The organism is Nonomuraea jabiensis (genome assembly GCF_014204795.1).
GTDB classification, from domain to species: Bacteria; Actinomycetota; Actinomycetes; order Streptosporangiales; family Streptosporangiaceae; genus Nonomuraea; species Nonomuraea jabiensis.
Map to the genome: position 1 here is coordinate 8,688,452 of NZ_JACHMB010000001.1, position 16,548 is coordinate 8,704,999.

Consider the following 16,548-nt stretch of genomic DNA (forward strand, 5'->3'; position numbering starts at 1 on the left):
TGGCACAGCCGCGCGGCCGGGGCGCGCCTACCGTGCTGCTTCTATGGGAGACTCGCTGACCCTGCTGCTGCTCGGTCCGCCGGAGCTGGCCGTCGGAGGGCGGCCGGTGCGCATCCGCGCCGCCAAGACGCGCGCCCTGCTCTGCTACCTCGCCGCCACTCCCGGCCCGCGACCGCGCTCGGAGCTGGCCGCGTTGTTGTGGGGCGAGCGGCCCGACGCCAACGCCCGGGGCAGCCTGCGCCTGGCGCTGTCGGAGCTGCGCAAGGAGGTGGGCGGGTGGCTGGACATCACCCGCGAGCACGTACGCTTCCACGCCGGCGACGGCTGCTTCGTCGACCACGGGCGCCTGGCCCAGACGCCGACCGTGGCCGAGGCGCTGCGCTTGTGGCGCGGCGACTTCATGGACGGCGTGTGGTTCTGCGACGCGCCGGCGTTCGGCGGCTGGCTGGAGTCGGAGCGCGGGCGGACCCGGCTGCTGCTGCGCGAACTCCTGCTGCGGGGCGGCTCCGCGCCGCCGGACCAGCTCGTACGGCTGGCGCGGCTGGTGGCCGGGCTGGATCCGTACGACGAGGAGGCGCACCGGGTGCTGATCACGGCGCTGGCCCGTGGCGGGAACCGGGGCGCGGCGCTGGCCTGCTACGACGACCTGCGGCGGAGGTTGGCTGACGAGCTGGGGGTGGAGCCCGCGCCGGAGACGGCGGCCGTCCTCCGGCAGCTCGTCACCCCTGCACTCGCGCCGGAGACAGCGGCCGTCGGCCGGCAGGTCGCCATCCCTGAACGCGCGGCGGAGGGGACGGCCGTGGGCCGGCAGTCCGCCGCCCCCCTACGCGCGCCGGAGGGGACGGCCGTCGGCCGGCAGTCCGCCACCCCCCTACGCGCGCCGGAGGGGACGGCCGTCGGCCGGCAGTCCGCCACCCCTCTACGCGCACGGGAGACGACGGCCGTCGGCCGGCAGCTCGCCACCCCTGAACGCGCGCCGGAGGGGACGGTCGTCGGCCGGCGGTTCCGGGCCGCGCCGCCCGTACCCCGCACCGACCTGTTCGGCCGGGAGCCGGAGATCCGCGAGCTGCGCGCGCTGCTGGCCCGCGAACGCCTCGTGACCCTGCTCGGTCCCGGCGGCGTCGGCAAGACCCGCCTGGCCATCGCCGTCGCCACGCCGTCGTCCGCGTTCGTGTCCTTCGCCGGGGTGGCCCCGGAGGCGGCCGTCACGACGCTCGCCCGGCGTCTCGGCGTGGACCTCTCGCCGCAGCGCCCTGCCCTCGACCTGCTGCTGGCAGCCCTGACCGGCCGCGAGCAGCTCCTCGTGCTGGACAACCTCGAACACCTGCCGGCCATCGACCCCGTCATCGCCCGGATCATGCGTACCGCTCCGGGGATACGGATCCTGGCGACCAGCAGACGCCGCCTGGACGTGCCCGGACAGCTGACGTTCGAGGTGGCGGGCCTGCCGGGCCCGGAGGCCGAGGCGCTGTTCGCGTCCAGGGCCGTACGGGCGCAACCGGCCTTCGACCCCGGCCCGCACGCCGTCCGGGTCGCCGCGATCTGCGCCGCCGTCGGCGGCCTGCCCCTGGCCATCGAACTGGCGGCCGGCCTGCTGCGCGCGGTGCCGCTCGCGGAGCTCGCCCGGCACCTCGGCGTGGACGCCGGCCTGCTGTCCGCCGACGGGCCGGCGGCCCGGTCGCGGCACGCCTGCATGCGTACGGTCTTCGAGACCTCCTGGCGGCTGCTCGACCCGGCCGGGCAGGAGGCGCTGGCGGCATTGTCGGTGTTCAGTGGCGGCTGCACGCTGAGTGCCGCGCTGGAGGTGGCCAGGACCACGCCGCACGTGCTGGTCCACCTGGTGGATCACAGCATGATCCAGCTCACCCCGTCCGGCCGCTACGTCCTGCACCCCCTCATCCGGCAGTTCGCCGCCGGACACCTGGACCCCGGGGAGCGCCGCGCGGTGCGCGAACGGCACGCCGCCCACTTCACCCGCCTGCTCGACCGGTACGCCGCCGCCCTGCAGGACGCCTCCGACGCCGAGGCCACCCGCGTGCTGGGTGTGGAGATGGACAACATCCGCCTGGCCTGGGAGGCGTCCGGCCGGCCCGGCTTCCTCGACCGCTACTGGCTGTTGTGCCTGCGCCTACGTCTGTACGAGGAGTCCGGCGCCGTCGTCCTGCGGCACCTCGCCCGTACGCGCGAGGCCCCGTACCTTCGGGGGCGGTGGTTGCGGATGGCGGGGGTGAGCGAGCACCAGCTGGCCAGGGAGGGCGAGTCCACCCGCCTGGCCAGGGCGGCGCTCGACACGATGGGCGAGCCGCTCCCGACGTCCGGCCCCGGCCTCGCCACCGCCATCCTGACAGCCGCCGCCCGCCGGCCCCTCCAGGGGCTCCTCCACCGGCCTCTCCACGAGCCCCTCCACGGACTCCTCTACCGGCTCCTCCACGGGCCCCTCCGCTGGCTCCTCCGCCGGCTCCTCCCGTGGGCCCTGCCGGTCCGTCGCTCGGGCGCCTCGGCGCAGGCCGGGGTGGCGCAGGCCGGGGTGGCGCAGGCCGGGGTGGCGCAGGTCGAGGTGGCGCAGGCGCTGTCGTTCCTGGCGCGGCTGGCCTACCACCAGCAGGACCTGCCGACCATGCTGGCCGCCTCGTTACGCCAGCTCAACGCCGCCGACCGGACGCCGGACGCGGCCCTGCACGCGGAGGCGTACGCGAACTTCGCCACCATCGCCCGCCTCGCCGGACGCCATCGCCTGGCCACCCGCTACGGCGCCCTCGCCGATCGATCGCTGAGCGCCATCGGCCACCCGACCGAGCCGGCGAGCCGCGCCCGCCTGGCCAGGGGCCTGGATCTGCTCGCGGCCGGGGACTTCGAGGCGGCGCGCGCCTCGTTCGCCGAGTGCCGGGCCAGGACAGTCGACCCCCGGGTGGCGGAGAACTGCGCGGGGATGCTCGCCGAGACGGCCCTGTGGCGTGGCGACTTCGAGCAGGCGGCGGAGCTGTTCGCCGACACGGCCGAGCAGGCGGCCAGGCGGGTGGGCGGCGACGACATCGGCCGCCACTGGTGCCTGATCGGCCAGGTCGAGGCGCTGCTGCGGCTCGACGGGACGAGTGCGGAGCGGATCGGGCAGGTGCTGGCGGCGGCCCGCGCGTCGACCGACCGGCGCCGCTCCCACGAGCAGCGATTCGGCCTGCGTGACGGCACGGTCATGCCGGTGATCCAGGAAATGCGCCTGCTCACGGCCGCGGCCCGCCTCGGGCAGATCGGCCCCGGGCAGGCGCTCACCACGGCGCTCGAACTGGCCGCCCGCCTGCCGGCGGGCCAGCGCGGCATGCTGGAGTGCTGGTCCGGCCTGGCCGAACTGCTCGTGTCCCTGCCCCCGGACGCCGCCATGGCGCGTCGCCTCGACCGGCACCTGGCCAGGTTCCAGTCCCACCACCCCGGCGCCGCGGCCCGCATCGGCTGGGCCCGCGCCCTCGTCCTGGCCCACGGGGGACGGCGGAAGGCCGCCGGGAAAGCGGCGGAAGAGGCCATGCGGGCGGCCGAACGGTTCTGCGCATCGTACGATCACCGCAGGGCGAAGGAGCTGGCCGAGCGCTCCGCCGGCAGCGGGGATCGCTCGTCGGGGCGGGAGACGGGACGACCGATCCCGTCAGGTGTCACCGGCCCACGTGGATTCGCCGAAGGCGCCGTGGGACGGGGGCTTGGCGAAGGCGCTGTCGGACGGGGGCCCGGCGAAAGTGCCGTCGGACGGCCGCTTGGCGAAGGCGCCGTCGGACGGGGATTCGGTGAAGGCGCTGTCGGACGGGGGCTCAGCGAGGGTGCCGTCGGACAGGCCTTCGGTGAAGGCGCCGGCGGACGCGGCGAGGGCGGCGGTTCTGGCCGCGTGCTCGGGTAGGCGCGGGTCGGGTGCCGTGCGGAGGAGCAGCAGCCGGTGGTAGACCGGCGCGGTGGCGGAGACGAGCAGCCGCCGAGCGTCGATGTGCGGCCGGAGTTCACCGCGCCGGATCGCCCGGCTGACGATGATCTCGCACTGGGCGTAGCGGTCCTCCCGCAGCCGTTGCTGGGCGCGGTCGGCCTTCTCGGAGCGGAACGAGGCGGCGATCAGGGCCGTGACGATCGGCGGATGCGCAGTCAGGGATGCCTGGATCTCATGGTTCAGCGCTGCCAGGTCGCCGGTCAGCGAGCCGGTGTCCGGGGGCTGCCAGTCTTCCTCGCCCGCCGCGTCGAGCACGTCGGCGAGCAAGCCGCCGACGTCCCCCCAACGCCGGTACACCGTCGCGGTTCACGCCCGCGCGCGGCGACGGCGTCCACGGTGAGCCCGTCATAACCGTGCTCGCCGAGCTCCGCGCGGCCGGCTACGGCTTCCGCGCCATGGCCGGCCTGTACGCCGGGAACGGGCTGACCGCCGACACCTCGGCCCGTGACGTCTACATGGCCGGGTCGGTCCTGTGGCATCTGGAGCGCCTCGAACCTGGGACCCGGGTCGTACTGGCGGTCCACAACGCCCACATCCAGACGGTGCCGATCTCCTTCGACGGTCACCTCACGGGGCTCCCGATGGGGCAGCACCTGCGGCGCGTTCTCAGCGACGAGTACTTCGCCCTCGCCCTGACGAGCATCACCGGCCACACGGCCGATATGCGCCCCGACGAGAACGCGCGCTTCGGTTTCGCCATCGATGACACCGCGCTGGAGGCACCCGAGCCGGGGAGCGTCGAAGCCGCGTTCGCGGATGCCGGCCTGGGGCTCAGCGCCGCCGACCTCCGCCGGGCCCGCCAAGAGGCCGTCGCCCCGGGTCCCGACCGCATCCGGATACAGAGCGCCTACCTGCACACCCCCGTCCTCGACGCGTTCGACGGCGTCCCCACCACCCCGACCTCCACCGTGGCCGACGACGTCGCAGGTTGAGACCTCACCCATGACGCACGATGGGAAGGGCCTGGAACCTGGCCGCCGACCTGCACGGCTGGGCGCCGTCCGGGCTGCTGGACACGTACCCTGCCGAACGCCACCTCGCCGGCGCCCGCACCATGCTGCACGCTCGAGCCCAGGTGGCGCTGCGGCGCGGGCACGATGCCGCCGCCGAAGCGCTCCGGACTACTCACCGATGAGCAGCCGCTGCGCCGCAGGGGAGCGCTGGTCGCCGGCGCCGACATCCGCTACCCGATGCCCGGCTCCGGCCACCACGGGCTGGCCGGCACCTTCGCCCCCGACCTCACCCGCCATACCGACCGGCATCGCGGTGCACACCGCCGACCGCCCGGACCTGCGCCAGATCGCCCGAGACTGGCGGCATCCCGTCGAGATCCGCACCGCCAAGACCGACCACCGGCCGGCCGACGCCCTGCTGATCCGCCCGGACGCCCACATCGCCTGGGCGGCGACCATCGACGAACCCGCCGCGCCCGCGCTGCGAGAAGCACTCTTCGGCTGGTTCGGCACGCTCTGAAACGACGGACTTCGCGTTCTCTCCGCGGATGGCCGAAACCATCGCGATCACGTGCTCGACGTCCGGCGGGTTCGGATGACACCGCCTCCGCACCCGACAGGCTTGGTGTTCCGCGGAAGGCGACGCTAGGGCGCCAGGGGAAGGCGCACCTCGAAGCAGGCGCCGCCGTAGGCGGAGTCCAGGACGGCGATGGTTCCCGAGTGGGAGCGTACGACGTCGGAGGCGATCGCCAGGCCCAGACCGGTGCCGCCGTGCCCGCGGCTGCGGGCCGTGTCCAGCCGGGTGAACCGTTCGAAGACCCGCTCGCGATCCGCCTCCGGGATCCCCGGGCCGTCGTCGCGGACCGCCATGACGGCCTGCGTCCCATCGCGGCGCACCTCGACCTCGACCTGTTCGCGGGCATGCCGCTGGGCGTTGTCCAGCAGGTTCGTCAGTACGCGGGTGAGCTGGCTGGACACCCCCTCCACCGTGACACCTTCCGCCAGGCTCGCCCGCGGCGGGATCCGATCGGCGCGCCGGTCCAGTTCGGTACGGGTCAGGTCCGCCAGGTCCACCTTCTCGCGCGTCATGGACGCGCTGGACCCGAGCCCGGCGAGCATGAGCAGATCGCCCATGATCGCCTGCAGCCGGTCGACGTCGCCCAAGGTCTCGGTGAGCAGCCCATCGACGTCCCGGCCCTGCGGATGCAGCTGGGCCTCCTCCAGCTTGACCCGCAGCCCGGCCAGCGGGGTGCGCAGCTCGTGCGAGGCGTCGGCCACGAACCGCCGCTGTTCGTAGGTGGCCCGCTCCAGCCGCAGCAGCGTCTGATTGAGCGTGCGGATCAGCTTGGCGATCTCGTCGTCGCCTTCCGGCTCGGCGATGCGATCGCTCAGATGGTTGAGGGTGATCGTGGCGAGCTGGGACCGGACGGCCTCCACGGGCCGCAGGATGCGCCCGGTGACCTCCCATGCGATCCACCCGACGCCGGCGGTCAGGACGGCGGCCTGCGCCGCCACGATGGCGTTGACGAACGTGGTGGACGTCAGCGTCGTGGTGCGCCGGGCGGCGTAGATGATCGGGGACCCCGGCCCGTCCGCCTGGAGCGCGGTGATCCGCAGGCAGCCGGGCGAGGCGTTGGCACAGGTCTGGCTGTTCTCCATCGAACCGCCGGAAGAGGGCACCAGCTTCGCCATCGGCTCGCTGCCGGCCGCCGGGGACGTGGCGAGCACATGCCCATTGGGACTCACCACCTGCAACAGATCGACGCCGGGCACCGACGGCTTGATCGCGCGAGGCAGGACCCCCGCGCGTACGGCGGCGGCCGCCACCACCGCCTGTTGCTGCGTGTCCTGCCAGGCCAGATCGGCGATCGCCTCGGAGATCATCTTGCTCATCACCAGGGCCATGGGTATGAGCACCATCAGCGTGCAGACGACGCTCAATATCGTGAGCCGCCCGCGGATCGACCGAGGGCGCAATCTCGACAAAAAGGTGCCCACATCCCCAAAGTAGTGAAACGGTCCTGGACCATGACCATGCTGGGGGAAAGCCTCGGCCAAGTCTCCGCGGACGGCAGGCCTCACCCGCCGGCGTGAGTGGATTCCCTCGTACGAGGGAGGCGCGCCATCACCCTTCACGGGAGCCTTGCGGCGTCACAGGTGTTCGACGTCTGGGAGGTCGTATGGCTGCTTCAATGCGGGTTCGGAGGGCGGTGTATCTGCTGCTGTGCGGGCTCGTGCCGTGGGCGGGGGTGAAGACGGTGTGGACTCTTGGCGGCGATGCCCTTGGCGTGAAGGGAGAGGCCTGGCTGCGGGGGGTCGAGAGCGATGGGGATGCCGTCTATCAGGCGCTGGCGGCCGTCGGCATCGATCTGACGGTGCTGGCGGCGCTGCTCGGCGTGTTTCTCGCTCTTGGACTGGTGCATCGGTGGGGAATGATCTTTCCGCGGTGGACCCTGTTCCTCGCCGGGCGGCGGGTGCCTGCCGTCCTGCCCCTGGTTCCGGCCTGGGGGGTGGGGCTGTGCCTCGGGGCGTACGGGGTCGTACTGCTGGTCATGGCGCCGCTCAGCCTCGTCGGGGTGATTTCGCGGTTCAGGCCACCGGCGCCCTTCACCAGCAGCGAGGACGTGACGTGGATGATCGTGTTCGGCGGGCTGGCCTTCGGTGGGCTCGGGGGTGCTCTTGTCGTGGGGGCGTGGTCCTACGGACGGCGCGTGTCTGCGGCGAAGCGGGCCGCCGCGGACTCGCTCGACCGCCACCGGTAGAAGCCGAACCCCAGCCGCAACGATGGCCAGAGCGTCAGGTCATGCCGCGGACCGCGGCATGGGATCGATCAGATCGGCGGCCAGCAGCGCCTGGTCAAGCGTGGAATGGGTGTGCAGCAACTGGCCGACGCCCGTGAGCTCCAGGAGGCGCCTCACCCGTTCGTGCGGGGCGGCCAGGTGCAGGCCGGTGCCATGCTCCTCTTGTCGTTGGTGCTGCTGGATGAGCAGATGCAGGCCGGAGCTGTCCATGAAGCTCACCCCGGACAAGTCCAGCACCAGGGGCAGCCCGGCATCCGGATGCTCACGCTCGATGTAGGCGGCCAACTGGGCGACGGTGGCGGCATCCACCTCGCCCCCCACCTCGATGAGGGTGCCGCAGATCACGGCTCGGCTGCTCAGGTTCAGCGAGGGGACGTCAGCCATCCGCGCGGCCGGGTCCTCGGCATGGCGGCCGGCCGCCTGCTCACACATCACGTATCCGCCTCCTCGATCGGTATGGGGACTTGGGTGGCGCTCTCAACCGTAAACCCTGAAGAGGGTTACATGAAAGAGCTTTCATTGTAAACTCTGAGCCAGTCACTGATCCGATACCGCCCGTGAAAGTGTGAGTGCCATGCAGACTGGTCACGAGACCCCGGCCTGGACCTTTCTGACCCACCACGCCCGCGTGCTGCTGGAGATCGCGCGAAATCCCGAGATACGACTGCGCGAGATCGCCTCCTGGATCGGCATCACCGAACGCACCGTGCAGAACATCGTCAACGACCTGCACGACGCCGGATACCTCACCCGCGAACGAGTCGGCCGCCACAACCGCTACACCCTCAACGCCGACCTCGACTTCCGCTACCCCACCGAGGCCGGCATGCCGGTGCGCCGCCTGATCGCCATGTTCACCGACCGCGACCTGCCCGAGGGCCAGCCGTCGAATCAGCCCTAGAGCGCGCCTGGTCGTGGTCAACCATCGGCCCCCAACACTGCGGCTCAGGCGACATCCGGCGCGCTCGGGTGCCTATGGCACAGTTTCATCGTGCGGTTTGACGATCTGCCGGACTGGCTACCGGCGTGGTGTCTGGACCATCTCGGGGACCGACCCGCCGGCGTGCTGTTCCGGGAACAATCGATGTCGACGGTGTTCGGCCTCCGGTTGGCCGGCGGTACGGACGTCGTGGTCAAGGCCCGCCCCGACGACGGCCGGGCGGGGTCATGTGTCACGGCGCAGGCCCGGCTGGCCGAGAACGGGTTCCCGTGCGCCCGCCCGCTCACGCCTCTCGTCGCTGTCGGTCCCCTGGTCGTGCACGCGGAGGAATTCCGCCCCGGAGGAGAGGTGTTGCGCGGAGACACGCCGGACATCGCTGTGCGCTACGCGGAGGTCTTCGCCCGGCTGATGACCGCACTGGCGAACGTCGCCGTCACGCCGCCGCTGCCGAATCCGCGCTGGGTGCGGTGGGATCACACCGACCCCGGCCTGTGGCCGTCGATCGAGTCACTCGACGAAATGGACCAGAGCCCCGTACCCGCCTACGTCATGGACACCGCCGGCAGGGCCCGCCGGCGAATGCTGGCCGCCGACCTGCCCTGCGTGCTGGGCCACGCCGACTTCGAGGCGCACAACCTCCGCTGGCTCGACCAGCAGGTGTGGACGGTGCACGACTGGGACAGCCTGGCATGGCAGCCGGAAGCTGCCCTGGTGGGAGCCGCGAGTGCGGTGTTCCCCAAGATGGGACCGGCCACCCTGCCGCCGATCGAAAGCACCGAGGCGTTCCTGGCCGCGTATCAGGACATTCGGGCCCGCTTGTTCACCGCCGAAGAGCAGCAGGTCGCCTGGGCGGCCAGCCTGTGGACGGCAGCCCACGACCTCCGATGGGAAGCACTCCACGGCTACACCGCGGTGTCCGGCAGAGCACTCCGGACACAAGCAGCCGAACGCCTCCGCCGAGCGAACGCCTGACACCCCGACAATTGCAGCGATGGCCGCTCCCATGCGGGTGTTTGACCCGGCCGCGAACGCCGGACTCAGCCAGTCCATCGCGGCGGCCGTGGAGAGCTGGCTAGCGCTGAAAGTGCCAGAACAGCATGGACGGCGTCCCCGCGATGACCGCGTGCGCCGCCTCGGGTGCCAGGTCCCACAGACCCCACGGCCACACCTCCCACGGTTCCAGGACGTCGGTCCTCTCGCGCGGCTCCCCTGAGGCGTGCAGTGGCTCCTCGCAGCGCCGCACCTGGAGCCCCGCCGCCAGCGCGGCTCGTACGTAGTCACCGACCAGGTGGCGGTACGTGGCCACCCTTCCCGGACGGCCGTCCGGCAGCCGTACGGACGGGACCACTCCCCGCGCCACGCCCTCGGGATGGATGTCGGCGATCACCACATGCCCGCCGGACCGCAGCACCCGGGCGAACTCGGCCAGCACCGGGTCCAGCACGCGCACATGCGTCAACGCCAGCGAGCAGACCACCAGGTCGACGGACTCGTCAGGCAGCGGCAGGCACGACAGCTCGCCCAGCTGGAACTCCGCCTCCGGCACCCGCCGGCACGCCCGCTCCAGCATGTCGGACGAACTGTCCACGCCGCGCACCCGATGGCCGCGACCGGCCAGGTAAGCCGCCATCCTGCCGGTGCCGCACGCCGCGTCCAGCGCGTCACCGGCCGGCAGCTCGTCGACGATCTCCCTGATGAACGGCTCGTCGAGGGCGAAGGCGGAGTTGGCCCCGTCGTAGGTCTGTGACCAGATCCGGTAACCCTCCACGGTGTCCACGCGGGCCACCTCGACGGCGGCCTCGGCCAGAGAGTCGTCATCGAGGAACTTGCGGATCTCGGCCAGGCGCGCCTCGACGAAAGCGCGGTCGTGCCCGCCGGTGAAGGCCCGCATCAGGGCCATGCCCTCCAGGCCGAGCACGTACGCCAAAGGATGCTCGTAGATCACCGGGCCACGCTAACGGCGACCGCCAGCGGAAGCCACAGAATTTCCAACCGAATCTGAGGGACGCCGGGATCAGCGGTGTGCCCGCAGGGCGGCCAGCGCCCATGCGAAGGCCGGGACCGCCGGCGGGGCCGGCTTGTCGCCCTTGAGGATGCTCAGCAGCTGCCAGTACCGCTCCACCCGGGGCTCGGCGACCATGTCCAGCCACGCGATCAGGGCGGCGGTCTCCTCGGCGGAAAGGCCGTCGGGGATGATCTGCTTCAGGATCGCTCGCGCCCCGGCCGATTCCGGCGCGATGCCGCGCGACAGAGCGGCGCCCGCGTGCTCCAGGACGAGGGGCCGGAGGTTGAGGCCGTACTCCAGGCGGTTGTCGTCCTCGCCGCTGAGAACCATCTCCCGGACCGTATGCCGGAAGCTGTCGTCGCCCACCAGTTCGGCCAGTTCCACCCACGCGGTGATCTGTTCGGAGGTGGGGTCCTCGGGGAGGTCCGGCGGCAGGTCGCGCATCCACCCCGCGACCAGCGCCGCGTCCTCGTCGAGGACGCCGGCGAACGCGCGGTCGACGAAATCGTCGATGATCTGCTGACGTTCCCGGGCCGACAGCCGGGCCAGCGCGTTGATCAATGCAATCTCCTTGGTCGAGCTGTCACGGTTGGCGAGAACGCGCAGGACGGACCGGCGGATCTTCAGGGTGCGGATCTCGGCGTCGAGCGCTCTGACGTGCAGGTCCGCCACTTCGCTCAGCGTGGCCCGCTGCTCCAGCACCTGCTGGACGGCGTCAAGACCGAGCCCGAGATCGCGCAGTGTCCGGACCAGGTCCAGCCGCGCGACCGCCTCCGCGTCATAGAGCCGGTACCCGCCCTCCGACCTCCGGGCCGGGGGGACGACGCCGCGATCGGACCAGAAGCGGATCGTGCGCGCCTGCAGCCCCGTACGCCGGGCCAGTTGCCCGATCGTGTAAAGACCCGTCACGTCGTTCATGGCTCGAATCTGCACCTTCCACCTGGTGGAACCGCAAGCGTTCTGCCGAAGATTCGTGCGATCACGATGGGACACTTTTCGGCTGCGCCATGTGGTCATAAGAAATCGCCCGAAACGCGGAGGCTCCCCGGCACACTACGTGGTGCCGAAATATCGCCCCTGCCGCCGGACGGCACGGGCGGGACTCGTAACCGACCCCGATCGGAGCACGACATCAAGACATCGCACCCCCACGACGTCGAGAATCGCCGACGCTCACCCCTCGTCCGCGCGTTCGCCCGGAGCTCCTTCTCCGCCGCCGTCACCCTCGTCCTCCTCGCCGCCGCCCTCTCCGCGAGCGTCGTCACCGGCGCCGACTTACGTACGCGCGGTTCGGAGGCGGTCGTGAACGCCATCGACGCCCGGCCCAACGACGGCTCCGGCTACTGGCCGGACTTCTCGAACACCGGCTACGCCAACACGCCGGCCAACGCCGGAGGGCTGGGCCTGGGCGCGTACCCGGGCAAGCTCACCGACTACGAGCCGGGCATGAGCGACGACAGACCGCTGCGGCTCGAGTTCCCGGACAACAGCGTCATCTCCTTCAAGCGCTTCCTCGCCAGGAAGGTGCTGATCTACGGCGACAACCTCACGTTCGTCGGCTGCCTGTTCGAGGGCACCAGCCCCAACGACAACCTCGTCCAGATCTACTCCGACAACAACATCAAGTTCCTCTACTCGACGTTCAAGCCGAGCTCCTACGCGATGCCGCCCGGCAACGACGGCACCGTCTCGTCGTCCCACACCAAGCCCGGCACGCCCTTCGACGACTCCTGGCAGCTCGCCACGACCATGAAGGAAGCCGTGGCCGTCATGGACCACAACGACATCTGGGGCAACGCCGGCATGATCATGGTGACGGGCTTCCCGGACCGCCCGTCGACCTGGACGAACAATTACATCCACGACATGGCCGATACGTCGCACGACGAATACCACCATGACGGCATAGGCCCGCAGAGCGAAGGCAACGGCGGCCCCATGATCGTCCATCACAACACCCTGGCCTCCCTGGGCAACACCAACGCCCTGGCCCTGCAGGGCAGCGGCGTGTACGACCACATCTCGTTCACGGACAACTACGTCTCCGGCTGGGGCTACGCGATCAGCATCGGTGTCGTCAACAACGCCACGAACATCACCGTCACCGGCAACATCTTCTCGGCCGAACTCGAACAGCTCTACGGCTTCCTGTACGGCAACATCTGGGGCGGATCGGCGCGCGGCTCCACCTGGCGCCGCAACCTCATCCAGGCCCGTACGGGAGACGACAACCAGAACTTCACGACGGCCGACCACGGCAGATACCTGTGGCCGACCGGCGAGACCCACGCCACCGACTACACGGGCTGAGCCCCTTCCCTCCTGACGCCGGCCGCCCGCTTACCGCGAGCCACTCCGGACCGGGGAGCGGCGCGGCCGCGCGAAATTCTCCGCTTCCGGGCGAAATGATCGGGGCGCCTCCACCCATGAAAGGGGCGTTCGTACCCGTACCGAAGTGGAGGACGTCACGATGGGAACCGCCTGTGTCAGATGACATCCACAGGTTCGAAGCGGTCTACCGGGCGACCTACGACCAGATCATCGCCTACGCCGGACGCCGCTGCGACTCTCCGCAGGACGCGGCCGACGTGGTCGCCGAGACCTTCGTCATCGTCTGGCGCAAGATCGACGAACTGCCTCCGGGCGCGCAGGCGAGGCTCTGGGTCTACGGAGTGGCCCGCAACGTGCTGGCCGACCACCGCCGCAGCGCGTTGCGCCGCCGGGCGCGGCACCGGCACCTCGACGCGGAGATGGCCGACCTCTACGGCGATCTCGCCGACCGCAGCGTCGAGAGGAACGCGATCGCCCAGGCGTTCGCGACGCTTCCCGAGGACGACCGCGAGCTGCTCGCGCTGGTCGCGTGGGAGGGCCTGGACCGCAGGGAGATCGCCGCGATGCTGGGGCTCTCCCGCAACGCCGTCCGTATCCGGCTCCACCGCGCGCGCAGACGCCTGTCCCGGGCGCTCGAGGTAGCCGACGTTCGATTCACGCCGACCGACGCGGTCGTTCCCACGGGGAGATCACTATGAGGGACATCGACGAGATCAACGAGCTGCTGAGGCCGCTGGCCCGGATCAGTCCGGACGAACCAGGCGGGCGTGCCGGCGGCGCCCGCGCGCAGGCGCTGTTCGCCGACATCATCGCTCAGGAGCGGGACACGACGACGGCGGCGGCGCTCCTACGACGCCCGCGCGGGCGTCGCTTCGGGCCTCGCTTCGGGCATCGCGCGCTGCTCGGGCTCGCCGCCTCCGCCGTCCTCGCCCTCGGCGTCGTCCTCGGACCGAGCCTGCTCGGCGGCGCCGCGACCTCCTACGCCAACTCCGCGGTGGAGATCCACGAGGAGGCCGGCACCTACGTCGCCCGGATCAAGGACCCCTACGCGGACCAGCGGAAGTTCTCCGAGGCGTTCCGTTCCCTCGGCCTCAACGTCGAGCTCAGGGTGATCCCGGTCTCGCCCAGCGCGGTCGGCGAGATCGTGAGCCTGGGTGGCGGCAACACCCCGGTGAACGTGCCCATCGGGGCCCGCAAGGAGCCGGCGGACTGCGATCTGGCCGACAGCGGCTGCTTCATGGTGGTGACCGTCCCGGCGGCGATCAAGGGCACACCCGACGTGGTCCACTTCGAGCTGGGCAGGCCGGCCAAGCCGGGGGAGTCCTACGAGAACAACTGGCAGTCGGCCACCCGTCCCGGAGAGCCGCTGGCCGGCGTCAAGGTGAGCGGCCGGACCGTCGACGACGTGCTGGCCGAGGTCGGCAAGCACGGCCTGACCGCGGAGTTCCGCCGCGTCGTGGTCCATGAGGGCGGGTACACGGTCGAACCACTGGCCGCGGATCAGGTGGGCGGCGACTGGATCGTGTTCAAGGTCATACCTGCGCGTGCGGGCGTGGTCGGCCTGGAGGTCACCGCCGAGCGCCAGACGGGCCTCGAGTACGCGGACTGAGCACCGGAACCCTGGAAGCGCAGCAGGTGGCTGGTCAGGTCGTACAGGCGGTGGGCGGCGGCCGGGCCGAGATTGCCGGTGCCCATAGAATGTCAACGATCGATGACCTGGCAAGGGGGCTCGCGTTGCAGAAGAGGGACAGGGAAGCCACCCGGGCGCGCCTGCTCGAGGCCGCCAGGCTGCGCTTCGCCCGCGAGGGCTACGACGCCACCAGCGTTCGCGACATCGCCAGGGACTCCGGCGTCGACGCCACCCTCATCTTCCGCTACTTCGGCTCCAAGAAGCAGCTCTTCGACCAGGCCACCGCCGCCGACCTCCCCGCCGACCTGCTCGAAGGCCCCCAGGAGGAGCTGGTCGCCCGGATGGTGCGCACGGTCGTCGACCACGACTGGAGCGAGTACGGCGGCGAGCACCCCCTGGTCGCCATGCTGCGTTCCTCGGCCCACGAGGACGCCCGCCGGCGCATCCGCAGGGAGGTCTGCGACACCTACGTCAACGCCCTGCGGGACCTGGCCGAGGGCGAGGATGCCGAGTTGCGGGCCGAATTGCTCAGCGCCTGGATGGTCGGCATCGGCATCCTGCGCTCGGTCGTGGCCACCCCCGCCCTGGCCGAAGCGCGGGCCGCCGACCTGGCCCCGCACATCGAGACCGTCGCCACGGGCCTGCTGGGCCGTCCCATGTCAGGAACCGTGGATCAACGGGGCGAGTCCAGCCGAACCTGACGCCCCCCGGCTCGGCCTCGCCCGCCGCCCCGACGGCTCGGACGCCGCCCCCGCCTCCGAACGCGACCGGCTCCGCCTCCCACGCTCCGGGAACGATCTCGGCCTCGTCGCCGTGGGCCGGAGATGCGGCGTGACCCGCCGGCCGCTAAAGTTCGCGATCAAGAGTGTGTTGCCGCGCCTGCGATGTACCCCCGTCATCTCATCCGCCCAGCACGTCGGCAGTTGCCAGAGCGATGACCAGAGGACGTGGGTGGCCAGCCAGAGCAGAGGACGGCCGGGCTGGCTCCATGTCGGCGCGCTCGAGGATCGCGTCCACAGGGCATGGGGTCCGGGCACGTTCCCTCCCGCCGAAACCCTGGTGGCGATCATGACGTTGTCCGCGGTCCCGCGCGCCCTGGGCACGCGGCTGGCCGCTCACCTGAACGGCGGGATCGTCGTGGGACCCGGCGCCGTGCCGGACTTACCCGGCTTCGAGCATTTACGGGGCATCCCGCTGCCCGTTCAGCAGGGCGGATGGGAGCGCAGCGCCGGCGTTTACGACCCGAGGCGGCGCATGATCGGGGTGGGCAGCGTGCCGTCGCCGTCGGCGAGCGTGGCGGGCCACGAGCTGGGGCACGCGGCCGACGACATGGACGGCATGCCGTCCCGGACCCCGTTCTGGACGGCCCTGCATGCCGCGAGCGCCGACCGCCTCGCCCCGCCCTACCGGGCGGCGGTCACCGAGCTGTACGCCGAAGCCTTCGCCTGCGTGCTGGTCCGGCGGGCCCGGCGGCTCATCCAGCTGTTCGGCGATGAGCAGGCGGCCCAGCAGGCCTACGCCTGGTTCGCGGGGCGATACGGGATCGGCTGAGCAGACCCCTGCCGACGGCACAGCGGGCCGCTATGCTGGGCAGAGAACCGTGGCAGATGGGACGGAGGGGATGAAGCACATGACCGCGATCATGCTGGCCGGCGGCGTCCTTCGCGTCCCGACCTCCACCGTGCTGCCCGACGGCACCCGTATCGACGGCACCAGGGACATCACGCCCGACTCCCCGGACTACCACGAGTGGCTGCCGCACGCGATCGGCGAGGAAGCCTCCTGGCACGGTGACCGTGACGACGAGGACATCCTGCGGCGCTGGCGGGCAGCGGCCAGCGCCTGATCAGCCGGCTTGCAGGCGCCGTGCAAGCGCCACCTGATCGACTACCGCCATCACAACGGACCAGGCCGGCTCATCAGGCCC

General features: G+C 71.5%; 17 protein-coding genes and 1 pseudogene. 13 read left to right on the forward strand and 5 right to left on the reverse strand.

The window, feature by feature from the left end; genetic code table 11:
- Positions 1-43 precede the first annotated feature (43 nt).
- On the forward strand, positions 44-3,880 hold the full coding sequence (locus HD596_RS64110; RefSeq protein ID WP_281398297.1) for an AfsR/SARP family transcriptional regulator: 3,837 nt from the start codon (positions 44-46) through the stop codon (positions 3,878-3,880).
- A gap of 36 nt (positions 3,881-3,916) precedes the next feature.
- On the opposite strand, the pseudogene HD596_RS62510 reads toward HD596_RS64110, so the two are convergent.
- A pseudogene (locus HD596_RS62510) lies at positions 3,917-4,258 on the reverse strand (TetR-like C-terminal domain-containing protein); the annotation flags it as partial.
- Positions 4,259-4,314: 56 nt separating this feature from the next.
- Here HD596_RS62510 and HD596_RS39585 point away from each other — a divergent pair.
- The 3 genes from HD596_RS39585 (at position 4,315) to HD596_RS62520 (ending at position 5,434) form a co-directional block, all read left to right on the forward strand.
- Positions 4,315-4,893 (forward strand): erythromycin esterase family protein, encoded by a 579-nt coding sequence (locus tag HD596_RS39585; RefSeq protein ID WP_313046158.1) that lies wholly within the window; start codon positions 4,315-4,317, stop codon positions 4,891-4,893.
- A gap of 20 nt (positions 4,894-4,913) precedes the next feature.
- Positions 4,914-5,096, forward strand: coding sequence for an FAD-dependent monooxygenase (locus HD596_RS62515; RefSeq protein ID WP_246555168.1), 183 nt, complete (start codon positions 4,914-4,916; stop codon positions 5,094-5,096).
- A gap of 131 nt (positions 5,097-5,227) precedes the next feature.
- A complete protein-coding gene (locus HD596_RS62520) occupies positions 5,228-5,434 on the forward strand; it encodes an aromatic-ring hydroxylase C-terminal domain-containing protein (RefSeq protein WP_246555170.1) in 207 nt (68 codons plus the stop codon).
- A 125-nt stretch (positions 5,435-5,559) separates the two neighbouring features.
- On the opposite strand, the gene HD596_RS39595 is transcribed toward HD596_RS62520, so the two are convergent.
- Positions 5,560-6,819 carry a sensor histidine kinase gene (locus HD596_RS39595; protein WP_185074579.1) on the reverse strand — a complete coding sequence of 420 codons (1,260 nt, stop codon included), beginning with the start codon at positions 6,817-6,819 and terminating at the stop codon, positions 5,560-5,562.
- Between the two features lie 305 nt (positions 6,820-7,124).
- Between HD596_RS39595 and HD596_RS39600 the strand changes: the two genes are divergently transcribed.
- Positions 7,125-7,676, forward strand: coding sequence for a hypothetical protein (locus tag HD596_RS39600; protein WP_185074580.1), 552 nt, complete (start codon positions 7,125-7,127; stop codon positions 7,674-7,676).
- A 39-nt stretch (positions 7,677-7,715) separates the two neighbouring features.
- Here HD596_RS39600 and HD596_RS39605 read toward each other — a convergent pair whose 3' ends face one another.
- Positions 7,716-8,147 carry an STAS domain-containing protein gene (locus HD596_RS39605; protein WP_246557757.1) on the reverse strand — a complete coding sequence of 144 codons (432 nt, stop codon included), beginning with the start codon at positions 8,145-8,147 and terminating at the stop codon, positions 7,716-7,718.
- A 142-nt stretch (positions 8,148-8,289) separates the two neighbouring features.
- Here HD596_RS39605 and HD596_RS39610 point away from each other — a divergent pair, with 142 nt between their 5' ends.
- Both HD596_RS39610 and HD596_RS39615 read left to right on the forward strand, forming a co-directional pair.
- Positions 8,290-8,616: a helix-turn-helix transcriptional regulator gene (locus tag HD596_RS39610; protein WP_185074582.1), complete on the forward strand. Its 327-nt coding sequence runs from the start codon at positions 8,290-8,292 to the stop codon at positions 8,614-8,616.
- Between the two features lie 90 nt (positions 8,617-8,706).
- Positions 8,707-9,627, forward strand: a complete 921-nt coding sequence (locus HD596_RS39615; RefSeq protein WP_185074583.1) for an aminoglycoside phosphotransferase/kinase family protein — start codon at positions 8,707-8,709, stop codon at positions 9,625-9,627.
- A 100-nt stretch (positions 9,628-9,727) separates the two neighbouring features.
- Here the strand turns inward: HD596_RS39615 and HD596_RS39620 are convergent, their stop codons facing one another.
- A complete protein-coding gene (locus HD596_RS39620; protein WP_185074584.1) occupies positions 9,728-10,600 on the reverse strand; it encodes a class I SAM-dependent methyltransferase in 873 nt (290 codons plus the stop codon).
- A gap of 69 nt (positions 10,601-10,669) precedes the next feature.
- Positions 10,670-11,578, reverse strand: a complete 909-nt coding sequence (locus HD596_RS39625; protein WP_185074585.1) for a helix-turn-helix domain-containing protein — start codon at positions 11,576-11,578, stop codon at positions 10,670-10,672.
- A gap of 384 nt (positions 11,579-11,962) precedes the next feature.
- Here HD596_RS39625 and HD596_RS39630 point away from each other — a divergent pair, with 384 nt between their 5' ends.
- The 6 genes from HD596_RS39630 to HD596_RS39655 all read left to right on the forward strand — a co-directional run bounded on the left by HD596_RS39630 (position 11,963) and on the right by HD596_RS39655 (position 16,467).
- Positions 11,963-12,970, forward strand: coding sequence for a hypothetical protein (locus tag HD596_RS39630; RefSeq protein ID WP_185074586.1), 1,008 nt, complete (start codon positions 11,963-11,965; stop codon positions 12,968-12,970).
- A gap of 173 nt (positions 12,971-13,143) precedes the next feature.
- Complete coding sequence (locus HD596_RS39635) at positions 13,144-13,689, forward strand: RNA polymerase sigma factor (RefSeq protein WP_313046165.1); 546 nt, start codon at positions 13,144-13,146, stop codon at positions 13,687-13,689.
- Positions 13,686-14,600 carry a hypothetical protein gene (locus tag HD596_RS39640; protein ID WP_185074588.1) on the forward strand — a complete coding sequence of 305 codons (915 nt, stop codon included), beginning with the start codon at positions 13,686-13,688 and terminating at the stop codon, positions 14,598-14,600. The genes HD596_RS39635 and HD596_RS39640 overlap by 4 nt, the downstream gene beginning before the upstream one ends.
- Before the next feature lie 89 nt (positions 14,601-14,689).
- Positions 14,690-15,322: a TetR/AcrR family transcriptional regulator gene (locus tag HD596_RS39645; RefSeq protein ID WP_246555171.1), complete on the forward strand. Its 633-nt coding sequence runs from the start codon at positions 14,690-14,692 to the stop codon at positions 15,320-15,322.
- 367 nt (positions 15,323-15,689) lie between these two features.
- Positions 15,690-16,172 carry a hypothetical protein gene (locus tag HD596_RS39650; protein ID WP_185074589.1) on the forward strand — a complete coding sequence of 161 codons (483 nt, stop codon included), beginning with the start codon at positions 15,690-15,692 and terminating at the stop codon, positions 16,170-16,172.
- A gap of 79 nt (positions 16,173-16,251) precedes the next feature.
- Positions 16,252-16,467, forward strand: a complete 216-nt coding sequence (locus HD596_RS39655; protein WP_185074590.1) for a hypothetical protein — start codon at positions 16,252-16,254, stop codon at positions 16,465-16,467.
- The last annotated feature ends 81 nt before the right edge of the window (positions 16,468-16,548 follow it).

What these genes read in the sequence shown, in the direction of transcription:
- HD596_RS39605 (WP_246557757.1), bottom strand. Translation starts at nt 8,147, where the DNA reads ATGTGTGAGCAGGCGGCCGGCCGCCATGCCGAGGACCCGGCCGCGCGG.
- HD596_RS39655 (WP_185074590.1), top strand. Translation starts at nt 16,252, where the DNA reads ATGACCGCGATCATGCTGGCCGGCGGCGTCCTTCGCGTCCCGACCTCC.
- HD596_RS39625 (WP_185074585.1), bottom strand. Translation starts at nt 11,578, where the DNA reads ATGAACGACGTGACGGGTCTTTACACGATCGGGCAACTGGCCCGGCGT.
- HD596_RS62515 (WP_246555168.1), top strand. Translation starts at nt 4,914, where the DNA reads ATGGGAAGGGCCTGGAACCTGGCCGCCGACCTGCACGGCTGGGCGCCG.
- HD596_RS39650 (WP_185074589.1), top strand. Translation starts at nt 15,690, where the DNA reads ATGACGTTGTCCGCGGTCCCGCGCGCCCTGGGCACGCGGCTGGCCGCT.
- HD596_RS39595 (WP_185074579.1), bottom strand. Translation starts at nt 6,819, where the DNA reads ATGGCCCTGGTGATGAGCAAGATGATCTCCGAGGCGATCGCCGATCTG.
- HD596_RS64110 (WP_281398297.1), top strand. Translation starts at nt 44, where the DNA reads ATGGGAGACTCGCTGACCCTGCTGCTGCTCGGTCCGCCGGAGCTGGCC.
- HD596_RS39610 (WP_185074582.1), top strand. Translation starts at nt 8,290, where the DNA reads ATGCAGACTGGTCACGAGACCCCGGCCTGGACCTTTCTGACCCACCAC.
- HD596_RS39640 (WP_185074588.1), top strand. Translation starts at nt 13,686, where the DNA reads ATGAGGGACATCGACGAGATCAACGAGCTGCTGAGGCCGCTGGCCCGG.
- HD596_RS39645 (WP_246555171.1), top strand. Translation starts at nt 14,690, where the DNA reads ATGTCAACGATCGATGACCTGGCAAGGGGGCTCGCGTTGCAGAAGAGG.